A 17,040-nucleotide genomic window follows, 5' to 3' on the forward strand; every position below is an offset into this window, starting at 1 on the left:
TCTGCTCAGATCTTGTGGACGGCAAGTTGCTGCACCAGGTGCGCCACCGAGCTGTCCATCAGGTGGATCAGCGGCTGCGGCCACACGCCGATGGCAAGGACCGCAACGGCAAAGCCGATCAGCACCCAGGTTTCACGCGGGGTCATCGGCGTCATGTGCTTGACGTGTTCGGTGGTCACCGGGCCCCACAGCACGCGCTTGACCAACCACAAGGTGTAGCCGGCACCGATGATCAGGGTGAACGTGGCAAACAACGCGATCCACGGGCTGGCGCTGAAGCTGGCCAGGATCACCATGAACTCGCCGACGAAACCGCTGGTGCCCGGCAGGCCGCAGTTCGCCATCGCGAACAAGACGTAGAAGAGGCCGAACCACGGCATCATGTTGATGACGCCGCCGTAGTCCTTGATCTGGCGCGTGTGGGTGCGGTCGTACATCACGCCGATGCAGGTGAACATGGCGCCGGAGACGAAACCGTGCGAAATCATCTGCACCATCGCGCCCTGCATGCCCAGGCTGGCCATGTCGGTATTGCCGCCTTCACGCACCAGCATGAAGGCCATGAAGATGCCCAGGGTGACAAAGCCCATGTGCGCCACGGACGAATAGGCCACCAGCTTCTTCATGTCCTCCTGCACCAGCGCGACATAGCCGATGTAGACGATCGCGACCAGGCTGAGCACGATCACGATCCACGCGAAGTGCGCACCGGCGTCCGGGGTGATCGGCAGGATGAAGCGCACCATGCCGTAGGTGCCGATCTTCAGCATCACCGCCGCCAGCCACACCGAACCGCCGGTGGGCGCCTCGACGTGCGCGTCGGGCAACCAGGTGTGCACCGGCACCATCGGCACCTTGATCGCGAAGGCGATCAGGAAGCCGAAGAACAGCCAGGCCTGCTCCTTCATCGTCAGCGGCAGCGCCGCCAGCGTCGCCAGATCGAACGTGTGCGCCTTCTGGTACAGGTACAGCAGCGCGATCAGCATGAACACCGAACCGGTGAACGTGTAGATGAACAGCTTCAACGTCGCGTACACGCGCCGCGGACCGCCCCACATGCCGATCAGGATGTACATCGGGATCAGCACCGCCTCGAAGAAGGCGTAGAACACCAGCGCGTCGGTGGCGCAGAACACGCCGATCAGCAGGCCCTCCAGCAACAGCATGCAGGCCATGTACTGGTGCGGACGGTTCTGGATGACCTTCCACGCGCCGGCGATGACCAGGATGCCGACGAAGGTCGTCATCAGGATCAGCGCGACGGAGATGCCGTCCACCGCCAGGGTGAAATGCACGCCCCAGGTCGAGATCCACACATGGGTTTCCTGCAGCTGCATCACCGACCCTTCCGGGTCGTAGCGCAGCAGCCACAGGCTGATCACGAAGGTCGCGATGGTAATCAGCAGCGCCAGCCAGCGCGCCAGCATCGGCCGGGCGGAACCGGCCAGCAGCACCGGCACCGCGCCGACGATGGGCAGCCAGATCAGCAGACTGAGAAGATGATTGAACATGGAGCCTGCTTCCCCTAGTTGCCGAACAGTCGATAGCCGCCAAACAGCACGATCACGCCGATGATCATGGCGAACGCGTAGTGGTAGAGGTAACCGGTCTGGAGTCTCCGCAGCAATGCCGCGCCGCGATGGACCAGCCGCACCGACCCGTTCACCGCCACGCCGTCGATCACGCCGGCGTCGCTGAACTTCCAGAACAGGCGCCCCATCTTCTGCCCGCCGCTGGCAAACAGCGCGTACTCCACTTCATCCGCCCAGTACTTGCGGTCGAGCACCGTCCACAATGGCTTGAGCGCCTGCTTGATCCGACCGGCCAGCGCGGGATTGAACACGTAGATGTAGGTACAGATCACGAAGGCCGCCACCACCAGCAGGAACGGCAGCTGGGTGAAGCCGTGCAACGCCATCACCGCCGCGCCATGGAACTCCTGGCCCAGCTCGGCCAGCACGTTGTTGGCCTCGTCCACGTGGATCGCGCTGCCGAACCAGTTGCCGAACAGCATCGGCGCCACGGTGACGTAGCCGATCAGCAATGACGGGATCGCCAGCAGCACCAGCGGCACGGTCACCACCCACGGCGACTCCTTCGGCGCATGCGCCAGCACGCCCGGTTCATGGTGGTCGTGATCGTCATGACCGTGACCATGCGAGGCGACGACAGTGAAGCGCTCCTTGCCGTGGAAGGTCAGGTACATCTGGCGGAACGTGTACAGGCCCGTGACCAGTGCACCGGCCATCACGCAGAAGTACGCATAGTTGGCGCCCCAGCGATGCGACAGGCCGACCGCCTCGATGATCGCATCCTTGGAGTAGAAACCCGAGGTGAACGGCACCGCCACCAGCGCCAGCGAGCCGATCCACATGGTGATCCAGGTGATCGGCATGTACTTGCGCAGGCCGCCCATGTAGCGCATGTCCTGCTCGTGGTGCATGGCGATGATCACCGAGCCGGCACCGAGGAACAGCAGCGCCTTGAAGAAGGCGTGGGTCATCAGGTGGAATACCGCGCCGGAGTACATCGACACGCCCAGCGCCACCGTCATGTAGCCCAGCTGCGACAGCGTCGAGTACGCCACCACGCGCTTGATGTCATTTTGGACTATGCCAATCAACCCGGTGAACAGCGCAGTCGTGGCGCCGATCACCAGCACGAAGCTCAGCGCAGTCGAGGACATCTCGAACAGCGGCGACATGCGCGCCACCATGAAGATGCCGGCGGTGACCATGGTCGCGGCATGGATCAGCGCCGAGATCGGGGTCGGGCCTTCCATCGAATCGGGCAGCCACACGTGCAGCGGCACCTGTGCCGACTTGCCCATGGCGCCGACGAACAGCAAGATGCAGATCACGGTCGCCGCATCCCACTGCGTGTTCGCGGTGATCTGCAGCGTCTGGCCAGCCAGCCCCGGCGCCGCGCTGAACGCACTGGCGTAGTCCAGCGTGTGCAGGAAGGTCAACACCGCGGCAATGCCCAGCAGGAAGCCGAAGTCACCCACACGGTTGACCAGGAACGCCTTCAGGTTGGCGAAGATCGCGGTCGGCCGCTTGTACCAGAAGCCGATCAGCAGGTAGGACACCAGGCCCACCGCTTCCCAGCCAAAGAACAGCTGCATGAAGTTGTTGCTCATGACCAGCATGAACATCGAGAAGGTGAACAGCGAGATGTAGCTGAAGAAGCGCGTATAGCCCGGGTCGTCGCGCATGTAGCCGATGGTGTACAGGTGCACCACCAGCGAGACGAAGCCCACCACCACCAGCATCATCGCGGTGAGCCTGTCCACCATGAAACCGACGCTGGCGTTGACCTGCCCGATCTGGAACCAGGTGTAGAGGTTCTGGTTGTAGTTGTCCGCGCCGCCCACGGTGAGCTGGTACAGCACATGGAACGACAGCGCGACCGACACGATCATGCACGCGATGGTGACGGTGTGGGCGACCGCGCGACCCGCGCGGCCTAGGAACGGGCTGACGAAACCGGCCACCAGCGAACCGAGCAGCGGCGCCAGTGCGATGGTCAACAGGACGCTCGTGGAAAGACCCATGGGTTCAGCCCTTCATGCTGTCGATGTCGGCGATATTGATCGTGCTGCGCGTACGGAACAGCAGGACCAGGATCGCCAGGCCGACGGCAGCTTCCGCCGCAGCCACGGTGAGGATGAAAAACACGAACACCTGCCCCGACACGTCGCCCAGGAAGCGCGAGAACGCGACAAAATTCATGTTGACCGCAAGCAGCATCAGCTCGATCGACATCAGCAGCACGATCACGTTCTTGCGGTTGATGAACAGCCCGGCCACGGCGATGCAGAACAGCACGGCGCCGAGCACGATGTAGTGTGCGAGCGAAATCATGGCTTGGATTCTCCTGCGGTGCCCTCGTCGGCGGCGGCCGGCGTCGGGCGTACGGCGTCCATCTTGACGATGCGCACGCGATCGCGCGGATCGACCCTGACCTGCCGGCTGGCGGATTCGTAACGCGCGCCGCGACGTTCGCGCAGGGTCAGCGCTACCGCAGCCACCAGGCCCACGGTGAGCACCAGCGCAGCCACTTCGAACGGCAACAGGAATTTGGTGTACAGCGCCTGGCCCAGCCACGCGGTGTTGGACATGCCGGCCACCGCAGCCGGATCAGCGCCCAGGTCGCGCGCATGCATCGCCCGCACGCCGATCAGGCCGAGCATCTCGACCAGCATCACGATGGCCACGATCACCCCGACCGGCAGGAACTTCACGAAACCCTCGTGCATTTTCTCCAGGTCGATGTCGAGCATCATCACCACGAACAGGAACAGCACCATCACCGCGCCGACGTAGACCACCACCAGTGCCAGCGCGAGGAACTCGGCGTCCAGCAGCATCCACAGGCAGGCAGCGCTGAAGAAGGTGAGCACCAGCGCGAGCACGGCGTGCACGGTGTTCTTCAGCGTGATCACCGAGAGCGCCGCCGCCACCGTGACGAGGCTGAAGGCGTAGAAGCAGATGATTTGCAGCGTTTGGGGATTCATCGAAGGGCCTCAGCGGTACGGCGCATCTTGGGCACGATCCGCAGCGATCTGCTGTTCGAAGCGATCGCCGATGGCAAGCAGCTTCTGCTTGTCCACCACGTTCTCGCCGCGATTCTCGAAGTGGTATTCGTGGATCGAGGTCTCAACGATCGAGTCGACCGGGCAGCTCTCCTCGCAGAAACCGCAGTAGATGCACTTGAACAGGTCGATCTCGTAGCGCGTGGTGCGGCGCTGGCCGTCGCTCTCTCGCGGAGCCGAATCGATGGTGATCGCCAGCGCCGGGCAGACCGCCTCGCACAGCTTGCAGGCGATGCAGCGCTCCTCGCCGTTCGCATAGCGGCGCAACGCATGCAGACCGCGGAAACGATTCGACTTCGGGATGTGCTCCATCGGGTAGCGCATGGTGTACTTGGGCTTGAACATGTAGCGCATCGTCACGCCCATGCCGGCAACCAGCTCCGCCAGCATCAAACTCTTCAAATAACGGGTTACCGCGTTCATGGCTTACGCTCCCACCCCGATGCTGACCAGGTCGTAGTACTTCAGCAGACCGGCGACGAACACCCAGGCAATGGCAATGGGGATGAATACCTTCCAGCCCAGGCGCATGATCTGGTCGTAGCGGTAGCGCGGGAACGTGGCGCGGAACCACAGGAAGAAGAACGACATCACGAACGCCTTGATGAACAGCCAGATGAAGCCGCCTGCCCCCAGCCAGCTGATCCAGCCGGGCGCGTCGGCGGAGATCCAGCCCTGCAGCGGGCTGAGCCAGCCGCCGAGGAAGAAGATCGCCGACAGGAAGCTGACCAGGATCATGTTGGCGTATTCGGCCAGGAAGAACAGCGCGAAGGCCGACCCGGAATACTCCACGTGGAAGCCGGCGACGATTTCCGACTCGCCTTCGGCCATGTCGAACGGCAGGCGGTTGGTCTCGGCCACGCCGGAGACGAAATAGATCACGAAGACCGGCAGCAACGGCAGCCAGAACCAGTCGAACAGGCCCTTGCCGCCGGCCTGCGCGTTGACGATTTCGCTGAGGTTGAGGCTGCCGGCCAGCACCATCACGCAGACCAGGCACAGGCCCATGGCCAGCTCGTACGAGATCACCTGGGCCGCCGAACGCATGGCGCCCAACAGCGCGTAGCGCGAGTTGGACGCCCAGCCTGCGATGATGATGCCGTAGACGCCCATCGAGGTCATCGCCAGCAGGTAGAGGATGCCTGCGTTGGCGTTGGACAGCACCATCTTGCCGCTGAACGGGATCACCGCCCAGGCCGCCAGCGCGGGGACCAGCCCGATCAGCGGCGCCAGGAAGTACAGGAAGCGGTTGGCCTTGGTCGGCAGGATCACTTCCTTGATCAAGAGCTTCACCACGTCGGCGAACGCCTGCAGCACGCCGCCGGGGCCGACCTTGTTCGGTCCCATGCGCACGTGCATCCAGCCGATGACCTTGCGCTCCCAGTACACGAACATCGCCACCGCGATCACCAGCGGCAGCACGATGCACAGGATGTAGATCAGCGGCCACATGACCTGGTTGATGAGTTGATCAGCCATGATGCCTATGCCTTGCTCAAGGTGATGGCTGCGCCGTGCGGCGGCAGCGTGGCGGTAAGGTCTTGGGCTGCCTCGATCCACACAGCGCCGTCGGGCACGGCCGCATCGACCAGCACCGGCAACTGCACCTCGCCGATGCGCGCCTGCGCGCCGGCGGTCAGGCCTTGCCGCCCCGCCTCGGCTTCATTGAGGCGGATCGCCGGCGCACGATTGAGCGGGTGCGCATTGAGCGCGGTGGCCCGGCGCAACACCGCATCGACGCGGTAGATCGGCCAGGTGGCCAACCGGGTGAGCGCGGCAGGCGCCGCACGCGTCGACAGGCCCTGGCGCGCTGCCTGCGCGCGCTCGCCGATGCCGTCGCGCAGACCGGCGATGTCGTCGAACTCGAAACCGGCCAGCTGCATCGCCCCGCCGAGCGCACGCAGGACCTTCCAGCCCGGCCGCGCCTCGCCCGGCGCCTTGGCACCCGCGATCACGCCCTGCGCCAATCCGTCGACGTTGACCAGGGTCGCGTCGATTTCGGCCAGCAGTGCAATCGGCAGGATGACGTCCGCCACCTCGCGCAGCGCGGCACCGCCGAAGGCGCTGAACGCCACGACCTTGTCAGCGCCGCGCAGCGCCTTCAGCGCCGCGGCGCCATCGGCGAAGTCGTGGGGCGGCTCGACGCCGTACAGCAGGTACGCCTTGCGCGGCTGCGCCAGCATGGCCTGGGCATCGAGCCCGCCATTGCCCGGCACCACGCCGATGCGACCCAGGCCGATGGCGTTGGCGCCCACCGGCACCTCATCGACGCCGGCACCGGTGGCTTCGCCGATGAAGTGCGCGATCGCGCGCAGCCACGAGGCCTGCGGGTGTGTCGCCGCGGCTTCGCCGAGGATCACCGCCGAGGTACCCGCCTTCAGCGCGGCAATCACCCCACCATCGCCCTGCCCGCTGCGGGCGCTGTCCAGCGCACCGGCCAGCGATGCCGGCGCCGTGGCACCGGCTTCCACTGCAGCCTTGGCCAGCCCCAGCATGGCGTCGACCAGCGCTTGCGGAGCGACGATCGTCTCGCCCGCCAGCTTGTAGTTGAAATCGAAACGAGCCGGATTCACCACGAAGACGCGCGCGCCCTTCTTGGTCGCCTGGTGCAGCCGGTGATTGACCAGCGGCAGTTCCTGGCGCAGGTCCGAGCCGACCAGCAAGGCGGCCTGTACCCTTTCCAGTTCGGCGACCGGCATGCCGAACGGTACCGCCACGGCGTGATCGGCAAAATCGAGCTGGCGCAAACGGTGGTCGAGGTGGGCACTGCCCAGGCCACGCGCCAGGCGCACCAGCAGGTCGCCCTCCTCGTTCGAGATCGACGGGTGCGCCAGGATGCCCAGCTCGCTGCCCGGCGCCTTCTTCAGTGCCTCGCCGGCGAACGCCAGCGCGTCCTCCCAGGTGGTGTCGTGCCACTGGCCGTCGCGCTTCACCTGCGGAGCATGCAGGCGATCGGGGGCGTACATGCCCTGGTGGCTGTAGCGGTCGCGGTCGGACAGCCAGCACTCGTTGATCGCCTCGTTGTCGCGCGGCACCACCCGCAGCACCTCGCCGCGGCGCGTGTGCAGCCACAGGTTGGAACCCAGCGCGTCATGCGCGCCGATCGACGGCTTGGCGATCAATTCCCAGGCGCGCGCCTTGAACTGGAACACCTTGTCGGTCAATGCGCCGACCGGACAGACGTCGATGATGTTGCCGGACAGCTCGGTTTCCACCGTCTTGCCGATGTAGGTGCCGATGACCTGGTCCTCACCGCGGCTCATGCCACCCAGCTCGTAGGTGCCGGCGATCTCGCTGGTGAAGCGCACGCAGCGCGTGCAGTGGATGCAGCGCGTCATCTCGGTGGCCACCAGCGGCCCGATGTTCTCGTCGGCCACCGTGCGCTTGCGCTCGGTGAAGCGCGACACGCTGCGACCGAAGCCCAGCGCCACGTCCTGCAGTTCGCACTCGCCGCCCTGATCGCAGATCGGGCAATCCAGCGGGTGGTTGATCAGCAGGAACTCCATCACGTCGCGCTGGTATTGCAGCGCGAGCTTGGAGCGGGTCTGCACCTTCATGCCCTCGGTGACCGGGGTGGCGCACGCGGGCAGCCCCTTGGGCACCGGGCGCCCGCCCATCTCCACCTCGACCATGCACATGCGGCAGTTCGCGGCGATCGGCAGCTTGCGGTGATAGCAGAAACGCGGAATCACGACGCCGACGGCATCGGCTGCCTCGATGATCATCGCATTCTTGCGGATCTGCACCGGCTTGCCGTCGATCTCGATGCTGACCAGGTCGGGAGCGGTGCTGGTTGGCTGCGTACTCATGCAGCAACTCCTTGGGGAGCAGGGAATGGAGAATGGAGAATGGGAGATGGGAAGGGCCGCCGGATGTCGCGGCGCGATTCCCTGTTCCCGATTCCCGATTCCCGATTCGCGCGGATGGAGAGCATGGTCATGCCTTGACCTCATCGCGCGAATCGACGATCGAGTGTCCGTGCTCCACGTAGTACTCGAATTCGTTCCAGAACCGGTTCAGGAATCCCTGCACCGGCCATGCCGCCGCCTCGCCGAAAGCGCAGATGGTGTGGCCCTCGATCTGCCCGGCAATGGCCTTCAGGCGGTGCAGGTCCTCCTGTGTGCCGTTGCCTTCGACGATGCGGGTCAGCACGCGATACATCCAGCCGGTGCCTTCGCGGCACGGCGTGCACTGGCCGCAGGACTCGGCCTTGTAGAAGCGCGAGATGCGCTGGCAGACCCTGACCATGCAGGTGGTCTCGTCCATCACGATCACCGCGCCCGAGCCCAGGCCGGAGCCGGCCTTCTGCAGGCAGTCGTAGTCCATGGTGCTTTCGAGCATGATCTCGGCCGGCAGCACCTTCATCGAGGAGCCGCCCGGGATCACCGCCTTGAGCTTGTGGCCGTTGCGCACGCCGCCAGCCAGCGCCAGCAGATCCTTGAACGAGGTACCGAGGCGGACTTCGTAATTGCCGGGGCGATTGACGTGGCCGGACACCGAAAAGATCTTCGGGCCACCGTTGTTCGGCTTGCCGAGGTTGAGGAACCAGTCCGCGCCGCGGCGCAGGATCGCCGGCACCGAAGCGTAGGTCTCGGTGTTGTTGATCGTCGTCGGCTTGCCGTACAGGCCGAAATTGGCCGGGAACGGGGGCTTGAAGCGCGGCATGCCCTTCTTGCCTTCCAGCGACTCCATCATCGCGGTCTCTTCGCCGCAGATGTAGGCGCCGGCGCCCAGGGCGGCATGGATGTCCACGTCGATGCCGCTGCCCTGCACGTTCTTGCCGAGCAGGCCGGCGGCATAGGCTTCCTTCAGCGCCGCCTCGAAGTGTTCGAACGGCTCGTGGTGGAATTCGCCGCGCAGGTAGTTGTAGGCCACCGTAGAGCCCGTGCAGTAGCAGGCAATGGCCAGCCCCTCGATCACCGCGTGCGGGTTGTAGCGGAGGATGTCGCGGTCCTTGCAGGTACCCGGCTCGGACTCGTCCGAATTGCACAGGATGTATTTCTGCATCGTGCCCTTGGGCATGAAGGACCACTTCAGCCCGGTCGGGAAACCGGCGCCGCCGCGGCCGCGCAGGCTGCTCTTCTTGATCTCCTCGACCAGCGACGCCGGATCGGGCTTCTCGGCGAGGATCTTGCGCCAGGCCTTGTAGCCGTCGACCTGCTCGTAGCTTTCCATCGCCCACGGCGTGTCGAAGTGCAGCGTCGTGTAGACGACCTGGTGTTCCTGGGGTGCGGGTCCGACGGCCATCAGTGACTCCCCTCCGCGCCGTGAGCGGCCGGACCGTCGAGGGTCAGGCCATCCAGGATCGCGTCGAGCTTTTCGGTGGTGAGACGTTCGTGGTAATGCCCGTTGACCGTGGCGGCCGGGGCGTACACGCAGGCGGCGATGCACTCTTCCTCGGCCTTCAGGTAGACGCGCCCGTCGGGCGTGCTCTGGCCCAGCTTGATGCCGAGCTTCTGCTCGCAGTGGCGGACCAGCTCCTCGGCACCGTTGAGCCAGCACGAGATGTTGGTGCAGATAGCCACGTTGTTGCGGCCCACCGGCCGGGTTTCGAGCATCGAGTAGAAGCTCGCCACCTCATAGGCCCAGATGGGCGGCAGGTCCAGATATTTCGCCACCGCGGTGATCAGCTCGTCGGTGAGAAAGCCGCGGTTCTGCTCCTGCGCGCCGAACAGCGCCTGGATCAGCGCCGAGCGCTTGCGATCCGGCGGAAACTTGGCCACCCACGCGTCGATGTGCTTGCGCGTGTGCTCGGAAAGCACGAGGAGCGGATCGACGTGCTTCACCTGGTTGTAGTTGCCGGTGGCTTTCATGGGTTTGAACCAGCGAATGGGGAATGGGGAATGGAGAATGGGAAAGGCAACGCATGCGGCGCACCGGAGCTCTCGGCGAGGGGCATCGGTCGGAAGCGTGCCGCTCTTCCGATTCCCCATTCCCTATTCCCTATTCCCGTATTCATCGATCCACCTCGCCGAACACCAGGTCGTAGGTGCCGATCATGGCCACCACGTCGGCGAGCATGTGGCCGCGCACGACGGTGTCCATGGAGGAGAGGTGGGCGAAACCGGGAGCACGCAGGTGTACGCGGAACGGCTTGTTGGCACCGTCGGAAACCAGATAGCACCCGAACTCGCCCTTGGGCGCCTCGACCGCGCAATAGGTTTCGCCGGCCGGCACGCAATAGCCTTCGGTGAACAGCTTGAAGTGATGGATGAGCGCTTCCATGCTCTCCTTCATCACCTCGCGATGGGGCGGCACGACCTTGTAGTCGTTGAGGATCACCGGGCCGGGATTGGCGCGCAGCCATTCCACGCACTGGCGGATGATGCGGTTGGACTGGCGCATCTCCTCCACGCGGCACAGGTAGCGGTCGTAGCAGTCGCCATTGACGCCGACGGGGATGTCGAAGTCCACCTCGGCATATTTCGCGTACGGCTGCTTCTTGCGCAGGTCCCATTCCACGCCGGAGCCGCGCAGCATCACGCCGGTCATGCCCCACTGCTGGGCCAGTTCCGGGCTGACCACACCGATGCCGACGGTGCGCTGCTTCCAGATGCGGTTGGTGGTGAGCAGTGCCTCGTATTCGTCCACCTTCGAGGGGAAGTCGGCGGTGAACGCGTCGAGGAAGTCGAGCATCGAACCTTCGCGCCAGCTGTTGATGCGCTTGAGGTCGGCACCCTTGTGCCACGGCGACTCGCGGTACTGCGACATCTGCGCCGGCAGGTCGCGGTAGACGCCGCCCGGGCGGTAGTACGTGGCGTGCATGCGCGCACCCGACACCGCCTCGTAGACGTCCATCAGCTCCTCGCGCTCGCGGAACGCATAGAGCATCACCGCCATCGCACCCAGGTCGAGTGCGTTCGAGCCGATCCACATCAGGTGATTCAGGATGCGGGTGATCTCGTCGAACATGGTGCGGATGTACTGCGCGCGCTCCGGCGCCTCGATCCCCAGCAGAGTCTCGATCGCGCGCACGTAGGCGTGCTCGTTGCACATCATCGACACGTAGTCGAGCCGGTCCATGTAGCCGATCGACTGGTTGAACGGCTTGGACTCGGCCAGCTTTTCGGTGCCGCGATGGAGCAGGCCCACGTGCGGATCGACGCGCACGATGGTCTCGCCGTCCATCTCCATGATCAGGCGCAGCACGCCGTGCGCAGCCGGGTGCTGCGGGCCGAAGTTCATCGTGTAGTTGCGGATTTCCTGGGCCATCTTCAGTTCTCCCGCCACTTGTCGGCGGCTTCAGCCCGGGCCTGCAGCAGGTCGGCGTCGTCACGGATCGTGCGCGGCACCAGCACGCGCGGCTCGATCGACACGGGTTCGTAGATCACCCGCTTCTGCTCGGGGTCGTAGCGCACCTCGACATTGCCGATCAGCGGGAAATCCTTGCGGAACGGATGGCCGACGAAACCATAGTCGGTCAGGATGCGGCGCAGGTCCGGGTGCCCTTCGAAGATGATGCCGAACAGGTCGAACGCCTCGCGCTCGAACCAGTTCACGCCCGGCCACACCGGGGTCAGCGACGGCACCACCGGCAGGCTGTCGTCCGCGCAGAACACGCGCAGGCGCAGGCGGCGGTTGTGCTCGATCGAAAGCAGCTGGACCACCGCGGCGAAGCGGCGCGGCTGGCTGTCGCCGCTGGGGCGCTCGGCCCAGCTGAAGCGGCCCAGCGCCTGCCCTTCGACACCGCGCGAGAAACCCGAGCCGCTGACCGTGGTGGTGTCCCACTCGACCTGGCCGTAGCCGAGGTAATCGATGCCGCACAGGTCGATCAGCTCGCCGAAGCGGAACGCCGGCTCGTCGCGCAGCGCGGTGGCCACCGCAACCAGGTCGGCGGCGGCCAGGTCGGCAATGATCTCGTTGCGCTCGGTGCTGACTTCCAGCGTGTCGCCGAAGCGCGCGACAAGCTGGTCGGCAAGCGACTTCGCGGAGGTATCGGACATGTCGGGCCTCACGAACGCGCGATGGTGCTGGTGCGACGGATCTTCTTCTGCAACTGCAGGATGCCGTGGATCAATGCTTCGGCCGTCGGCGGGCAGCCCGGCACGTAGATGTCCACCGGCACGATGCGGTCGCAGCCGCGCACCACGGAGTAGGAATAGTGGTAGTAGCCGCCGCCGTTGGCGCAGCTGCCCATCGAGATGACCCACTTCGGCTCGGGCATCTGGTCGTAGACCTTGCGCAGTGCCGGCGCCATCTTGTTGACCAGGGTGCCGGCCACGATCATCACGTCGGACTGGCGCGGGCTGGGGCGGAAGATCACGCCGTAGCGGTCGAGGTCGAGCCGCGCCACGCCGGCGTGCATCATCTCCACCGCGCAGCAGGCCAGGCCGAAGGTCACCGGCCACATCGAGCCCGTGCGCGCCCAGTTCATCAGCGCGTCGACGCTGGTGGTGGCGAAGCCGCGCTGCACGACGGGGTTGTCGCCGGCCGGGCGCAGGATGTCGTCGACCAGGTTCAGCGGCTCGGGGTTGTGCATCACCCGGCTGATGGAATCGATCACTCCCATTCGAGCGCTCCCTTCTTCCACACGTAAGCAAAGCCGATCACCAGCAGCAGCAGGAACAGCCCCATCTCGATCAGCGCGATCAGGCCGATCTGCTTGAACACCACCGCCCACGGAAACAGGAAGGCGATTTCCAGGTCGAAGATGATGAACAGGATGGCGAGCAGGTAATAGCGCACGTCGAAGCGCATGCGTGCGTCCTCGAATGCCTCGAAACCGCATTCGTAGGGGGCGAGCTTCTCCGCCTCGGGGCGACGCGGGCCGGCGAGCAGGCCGACCACCAGCAACACCACGCCAAGGCCGGCGGCAACGGCGATGAACAACAGGACAGGCCAGTATTCGGCGAGCACGATGCAACCTACCTCCGCGCCGCTTGGGCGCATCAGTGACCGGTGGGAACTTGGATCAAGTGCTCACGGTCCGACGACTTCAGTTCGGTGCATCGGCGTGGCCTGGGCCTCCGACTACGCCGGCGGATCGAAGCCACCGGCGCCCGATGTCTCGCAAAACGCGTTTGCGAATCCGCGCATTGTATCAGTGCGATGGGGTACAACAAGCCTTGACGGCTGCTGCGTTGCGAACTAACGCACGGCTTGCGCCGGGCGCGTCACATGGTCTGCGTGGGTCGCTCGGAATTGAGCGTGCCGGCGAGGATGTTCTCGATGCGGCTGCGCGCGGCCTCCGCGTCGCTGGATTCGTTGAAATGGATGCCGATGCCGGCGGTGCGATTGCCCTGCGCGCCGACCGGGCTGATCCACACCACCTTGCCCACCACCGACAGCCGCTCGGTCTCGTCGGCCAGGGTCACCAGCAGCACCACCTCGTCGCCCAGGGCATAGGACTGCGCCGTCGGCGCAAACAGGCCGCCATGCTTGAGGAACGGCATGTACGCGTTGTACAGCGACGCCGCGTCCTTGATCTTCAGCGAGATGATGCCTTGCCGGCCAGCCATCGGTTTCATGCCACGCTCCCCGCCGGGCCTGCGTCCCGGTCAACGGCGTCGATCTTAGCAGGTCGGCGCAGCGCGTCAGGCACTGCCGCGCGTCACTGCCCGGTCGTTTCGCCGGCCAGCAGCGACTGCCGTTCGTTGACCAGGTTGCCCCAGGTTGCCGGCGGCGCCCAGCCGGCAACCCATGCCGGCACGGAAGCGGCGGCCATCGGCCGCGATATCGAGAAGCCCTGCAACTGGTGGCAGCCCAGCGACGCCAGCAGATCCCCCTGCACCGGCGTCTCCACCCCTTCGGCGATCACCGCCTTGGCCAGCATGCGCGCGGTGGTGATCACGCCCGCGGCGATCGCCATGTTGCGGTCATCATGCAGGATGTCGCGCACGAAACTCTGGTCGAGCTTGATGTGCTCGATGTCGAGCTGCTGGATGTGGCTCAGCGACGCCGAGCCCGTGCCGAAATCGTCCAGCCCCACGCGGATGCCGCGCCGCCGGCATTCCTCGATGACCACCTTGGCCCGCGCATGGTCCATGCTTGGCCCGGTCTCGGTGATCTCGATACCGAAGCCGACGTCCATCACGTCAGGATAGGTGTCCAGCGCGGCGTCGATGTCCGCGAAGAACGCCGGGTGCAACAGGTGGCGGGTGCTGATGTTGACCGACACCGGAACGGGCACGCCGGCATGCAACCAGCCCTGGCAGCAGCGCAGCGCCTCGTCCAGCACGTAGCGTCCGATCGGCCGGGCAAGTTGCGGGTCGTCCAGCACGTGCATGAAGTTGGCCGGGCCGATCAGCTCCTGCTCGCGATCGTTGAGGCGCAGCAGTGCCTCCATCCCGGCCACGCCGTTGATCCCGGGCAGGCCGTCGATGTAGACGATCGGCTGGAACAGGAGCTGCAAGCGCGACTGCTGCAGGGCCTGGGCGATCCGCTCGCGCATCGCCTGCAGGCGCACCTGCTCCAGCTCCATGGCCGGCTCGTACAGCGAGCCGCGATCCTTGCCTGCCTCCTTCGCCTCGTACATCGCCATGTCGGCGTGGCGGACCAGCCCCTCGGCGCTGGAGCCGTCGAGCGGAAACAGGGTCCAGCCGATGCTTGCCGACAGGAACAACTGCTCCTCGTCCAGGTTGAACGGCACCCGCAGCGCCTGCAGGATGCAGCGGCTGATCACGTCCAGCTGCTCGCGGCTGTCCAGGCCGGGGATCAGCAACGCGAATTCGTCGCCGCCGAGGCGGGCCAGCACGTCGGCGTCACGCAGCATGCCGCGGATGCGCGAAGACGCCTCCGCCAGCACGCGGTCGCCGCCGCTGTGGCCGGCGGTATCGTTGACGCTCTTGAACCGGTCCAGGTCCAGGATGCCCACTGCCAGCAGGGAATCGTCGGCGGTGGCTCGGGTCCGCGCCTGTTCCAGCAGCTCGAACAACAGCCGCCGGTTGGGCAAACCGGTGACCACGTCGTAGAACGCCAGCCGCTCGACGCGCGCCTCGTGCAGTTTCCGCTCGGTGATGTCGCGCTGCTGCCAGATGCAGCCCTGCGCCACGCCGTCAATGCAGATCGGCATGAAGTCGCGCAGCAGTACGCGCCCGTCGGCCAGCAGCACTTCCTCGTCGCGCGACTCCTCGTTGCGCGCCACGATGCCGGCCATGCGTTCGAGCTCGCGTTCGGGCTCGCAATAGAGATGACTGATGCGAGCGTGCAGCGCGGCCGACGGCAGGCCCTCCAGTTCGCCCGGCGATTCGGCCAGCCCGAACAAGGCACAGAATGCCTCGTTGGCGAACTTCACCAGCCCGTTCGCCGTCGTCACCAGCACCCCGGAATGCTGGTTGGACAGCACCGTGCGCACGTGCTGCAGGTTGAAACGCAGATCGCGCTCGGCCAGCAGCCGCGCCGCGTGCGCCCGCTGCATCTGCATGCCCAGGCCAAGCTCGACCGCCATCTCCGCGAACACCTGGACCTCGACCGGGGTGAAAGCGTCGGCCTGGTCGGCACCGACCACGAACACGCCCACCACCGCCTCGCCCACGCGCAGCGGCAACGCCAGCACCGCGCCGTCTCCCAGCGTCGTGCCCGGCAGCGGCCATTCGCGCGGCGCGCCCGCGGCGTACTGGCGAACGCACGGCTCGCCGCGGCGCAAGGCGACGACCGCGGCATCGCCGGCATGCTTCTGCTCGTCCAGGGCGAGACCCTCCCCCGGCGTCACCACGCCATCCATGCCGGCGTGGGCATGCAGGCGCAAGCTTGTGGCCGCGTCGTCGGCAAACAGGCCGATCCACGCGAAGCGGTAGCCGCCCACGCGGCAGGCCACGTCGCTGCTCTCGGCCAGCAGCAGGGTTTCGTCAGGGCTGTGCGTGACCACCTTGATCATCTCGCTGAGCAGACGCAAGGCGCGGCGCTGGCGAGCCTCCTGCTGCACCGAGCGCTGCAACTGATGGCGTTGCGACTGCGCCTCCAGCCCCAGCCCGATGCTGGCGGCTGCCTGCTGCAGCAGCTCGGTCAACCGTGTCGAGAAGTACGCGGGGTCGGATGCGCGGATCACCAGTCCGGCGCGCACCTCGCCGAACACCATCACCGGTATCGCCATCGCGGCGACCACGTCATGGCGCTCGTAGGCGGTGCGCAATCGCTGCAGGCCCGGCACGCGGCGCAGGTCGGGCTCGATCTGCGGCACGCCGCGCCAGAACGAGGGCCGCACCAGGGACAGCGGGGTCTGTTCGGGGTAGATGTCCTGCATGTCCGCGGCCACCGCCACCGGCGCCACCCGCTGGAACCATCCGGCCGCGTGGTCGGCCTCGCCGATCATCACCAGCATCGCGCCCAGGCGCCGCTGCAGCACCTCGATGATGGCGTCGTAGAGTTCCGGAGGTTCCACCGCGCGAACCAGCAACTGGCCGATCTCGGACAGCGCCGCGTAATAGCTCTCGCTGGTCGCAGCCGTGGCGCCCGTATTGACCCGCATCGCGTCCGGCTCTTCGAGGTGCATGCCGTCTTCCCCTGCT

General features: G+C 65.9%; 15 protein-coding genes. All 15 read right to left on the bottom strand.

Annotated elements, in window-relative coordinates:
- Positions 1-5 precede the first annotated feature (5 nt).
- The 15 genes from ACVCMI_RS10605 to ACVCMI_RS10675 all read right to left on the bottom strand — a co-directional run bounded on the left by ACVCMI_RS10605 (position 6) and on the right by ACVCMI_RS10675 (position 17,024).
- Entirely contained in the window at positions 6-1,511 is a 1,506-nt protein-coding gene (locus ACVCMI_RS10605; protein ID WP_447098848.1) for a complex I subunit 4 family protein, read from the bottom strand.
- A 14-nt stretch (positions 1,512-1,525) separates the two neighbouring features.
- A complete protein-coding gene (gene nuoL / locus ACVCMI_RS10610) occupies positions 1,526-3,553 on the bottom strand; it encodes an NADH-quinone oxidoreductase subunit L (protein ID WP_447098847.1) in 2,028 nt (675 codons plus the stop codon).
- 4 nt (positions 3,554-3,557) lie between these two features.
- Positions 3,558-3,863 carry an NADH-quinone oxidoreductase subunit NuoK gene (gene nuoK / locus ACVCMI_RS10615; protein ID WP_136257167.1) on the bottom strand — a complete coding sequence of 102 codons (306 nt, stop codon included), beginning with the start codon at positions 3,861-3,863 and terminating at the stop codon, positions 3,558-3,560.
- Positions 3,860-4,516, bottom strand: a complete 657-nt coding sequence (locus ACVCMI_RS10620) for an NADH-quinone oxidoreductase subunit J (RefSeq protein WP_395118598.1) — start codon at positions 4,514-4,516, stop codon at positions 3,860-3,862. Before ACVCMI_RS10620 ends, nuoK begins: the two co-directional genes overlap by 4 nt.
- 9 nt (positions 4,517-4,525) lie before the next feature.
- Positions 4,526-5,017, bottom strand: a complete 492-nt coding sequence (gene nuoI, locus ACVCMI_RS10625) for an NADH-quinone oxidoreductase subunit NuoI (protein WP_395118600.1) — start codon at positions 5,015-5,017, stop codon at positions 4,526-4,528.
- Positions 5,018-5,020: 3 nt separating this feature from the next.
- The gene (nuoH, locus tag ACVCMI_RS10630; protein WP_395118602.1) at positions 5,021-6,073 is read right to left on the bottom strand and encodes an NADH-quinone oxidoreductase subunit NuoH; all 1,053 of its coding nucleotides are present in this window, start codon (positions 6,071-6,073) and stop codon (positions 5,021-5,023) included.
- 5 nt (positions 6,074-6,078) lie between these two features.
- Complete coding sequence (gene nuoG, locus ACVCMI_RS10635; protein WP_447098846.1) at positions 6,079-8,403, bottom strand: NADH-quinone oxidoreductase subunit NuoG; 2,325 nt, start codon at positions 8,401-8,403, stop codon at positions 6,079-6,081.
- A 127-nt stretch (positions 8,404-8,530) separates the two neighbouring features.
- The gene (nuoF, locus tag ACVCMI_RS10640; protein ID WP_395118606.1) at positions 8,531-9,841 is read right to left on the bottom strand and encodes an NADH-quinone oxidoreductase subunit NuoF; all 1,311 of its coding nucleotides are present in this window, start codon (positions 9,839-9,841) and stop codon (positions 8,531-8,533) included.
- Positions 9,841-10,407 (bottom strand): NADH-quinone oxidoreductase subunit NuoE, encoded by a 567-nt coding sequence (gene nuoE / locus ACVCMI_RS10645; RefSeq protein ID WP_395118608.1) that lies wholly within the window; start codon positions 10,405-10,407, stop codon positions 9,841-9,843. The genes nuoF and nuoE overlap by 1 nt, the downstream gene beginning before the upstream one ends.
- A 142-nt stretch (positions 10,408-10,549) precedes the next feature.
- Entirely contained in the window at positions 10,550-11,806 is a 1,257-nt protein-coding gene (locus tag ACVCMI_RS10650) for an NADH-quinone oxidoreductase subunit D (protein ID WP_395118610.1), read from the bottom strand.
- Between the two features lie 2 nt (positions 11,807-11,808).
- A complete protein-coding gene (locus ACVCMI_RS10655; protein WP_447098845.1) occupies positions 11,809-12,537 on the bottom strand; it encodes an NADH-quinone oxidoreductase subunit C in 729 nt (242 codons plus the stop codon).
- 8 nt (positions 12,538-12,545) lie between these two features.
- Complete coding sequence (locus ACVCMI_RS10660; protein ID WP_008435613.1) at positions 12,546-13,103, bottom strand: NuoB/complex I 20 kDa subunit family protein; 558 nt, start codon at positions 13,101-13,103, stop codon at positions 12,546-12,548.
- On the bottom strand, positions 13,094-13,450 hold the full coding sequence (gene ndhC, locus ACVCMI_RS10665) for an NADH-quinone oxidoreductase subunit A (protein ID WP_395118614.1): 357 nt from the start codon (positions 13,448-13,450) through the stop codon (positions 13,094-13,096). Before ndhC ends, ACVCMI_RS10660 begins: the two co-directional genes overlap by 10 nt.
- A gap of 257 nt (positions 13,451-13,707) precedes the next feature.
- Entirely contained in the window at positions 13,708-14,061 is a 354-nt protein-coding gene (locus tag ACVCMI_RS10670) for a PilZ domain-containing protein (RefSeq protein WP_136257074.1), read from the bottom strand.
- 83 nt (positions 14,062-14,144) lie between these two features.
- Positions 14,145-17,024 (bottom strand): sensor domain-containing phosphodiesterase, encoded by a 2,880-nt coding sequence (locus tag ACVCMI_RS10675; RefSeq protein WP_447098844.1) that lies wholly within the window; start codon positions 17,022-17,024, stop codon positions 14,145-14,147.
- Positions 17,025-17,040 lie beyond the last annotated feature (16 nt).

This window comes from Rhodanobacter sp. UC4448_H15 (genome assembly GCF_052978265.1).

Bases quoted from the DNA above. Each gene is read 5' to 3' on its own strand.
- ACVCMI_RS10675 (WP_447098844.1), bottom strand. From the start codon at position 17,024: ATGCACCTCGAAGAGCCGGACGCGATGCGGGTCAATACGGGCGCCACG.
- nuoG (WP_447098846.1), bottom strand. From the start codon at position 8,403: ATGAGTACGCAGCCAACCAGCACCGCTCCCGACCTGGTCAGCATCGAG.
- nuoK (WP_136257167.1), bottom strand. From the start codon at position 3,863: ATGATTTCGCTCGCACACTACATCGTGCTCGGCGCCGTGCTGTTCTGC.
- nuoF (WP_395118606.1), bottom strand. From the start codon at position 9,841: ATGGCCGTCGGACCCGCACCCCAGGAACACCAGGTCGTCTACACGACG.
- ACVCMI_RS10660 (WP_008435613.1), bottom strand. From the start codon at position 13,103: ATGGGAGTGATCGATTCCATCAGCCGGGTGATGCACAACCCCGAGCCG.
- ACVCMI_RS10620 (WP_395118598.1), bottom strand. From the start codon at position 4,516: ATGAATCCCCAAACGCTGCAAATCATCTGCTTCTACGCCTTCAGCCTC.
- nuoI (WP_395118600.1), bottom strand. From the start codon at position 5,017: ATGAACGCGGTAACCCGTTATTTGAAGAGTTTGATGCTGGCGGAGCTG.
- ACVCMI_RS10650 (WP_395118610.1), bottom strand. From the start codon at position 11,806: ATGGCCCAGGAAATCCGCAACTACACGATGAACTTCGGCCCGCAGCAC.
- nuoL (WP_447098847.1), bottom strand. From the start codon at position 3,553: ATGGGTCTTTCCACGAGCGTCCTGTTGACCATCGCACTGGCGCCGCTG.
- ACVCMI_RS10670 (WP_136257074.1), bottom strand. From the start codon at position 14,061: ATGAAACCGATGGCTGGCCGGCAAGGCATCATCTCGCTGAAGATCAAG.
- nuoH (WP_395118602.1), bottom strand. From the start codon at position 6,073: ATGGCTGATCAACTCATCAACCAGGTCATGTGGCCGCTGATCTACATC.
- nuoE (WP_395118608.1), bottom strand. From the start codon at position 10,407: ATGAAAGCCACCGGCAACTACAACCAGGTGAAGCACGTCGATCCGCTC.
- ACVCMI_RS10655 (WP_447098845.1), bottom strand. From the start codon at position 12,537: ATGTCCGATACCTCCGCGAAGTCGCTTGCCGACCAGCTTGTCGCGCGC.
- ACVCMI_RS10605 (WP_447098848.1), bottom strand. From the start codon at position 1,511: ATGTTCAATCATCTTCTCAGTCTGCTGATCTGGCTGCCCATCGTCGGC.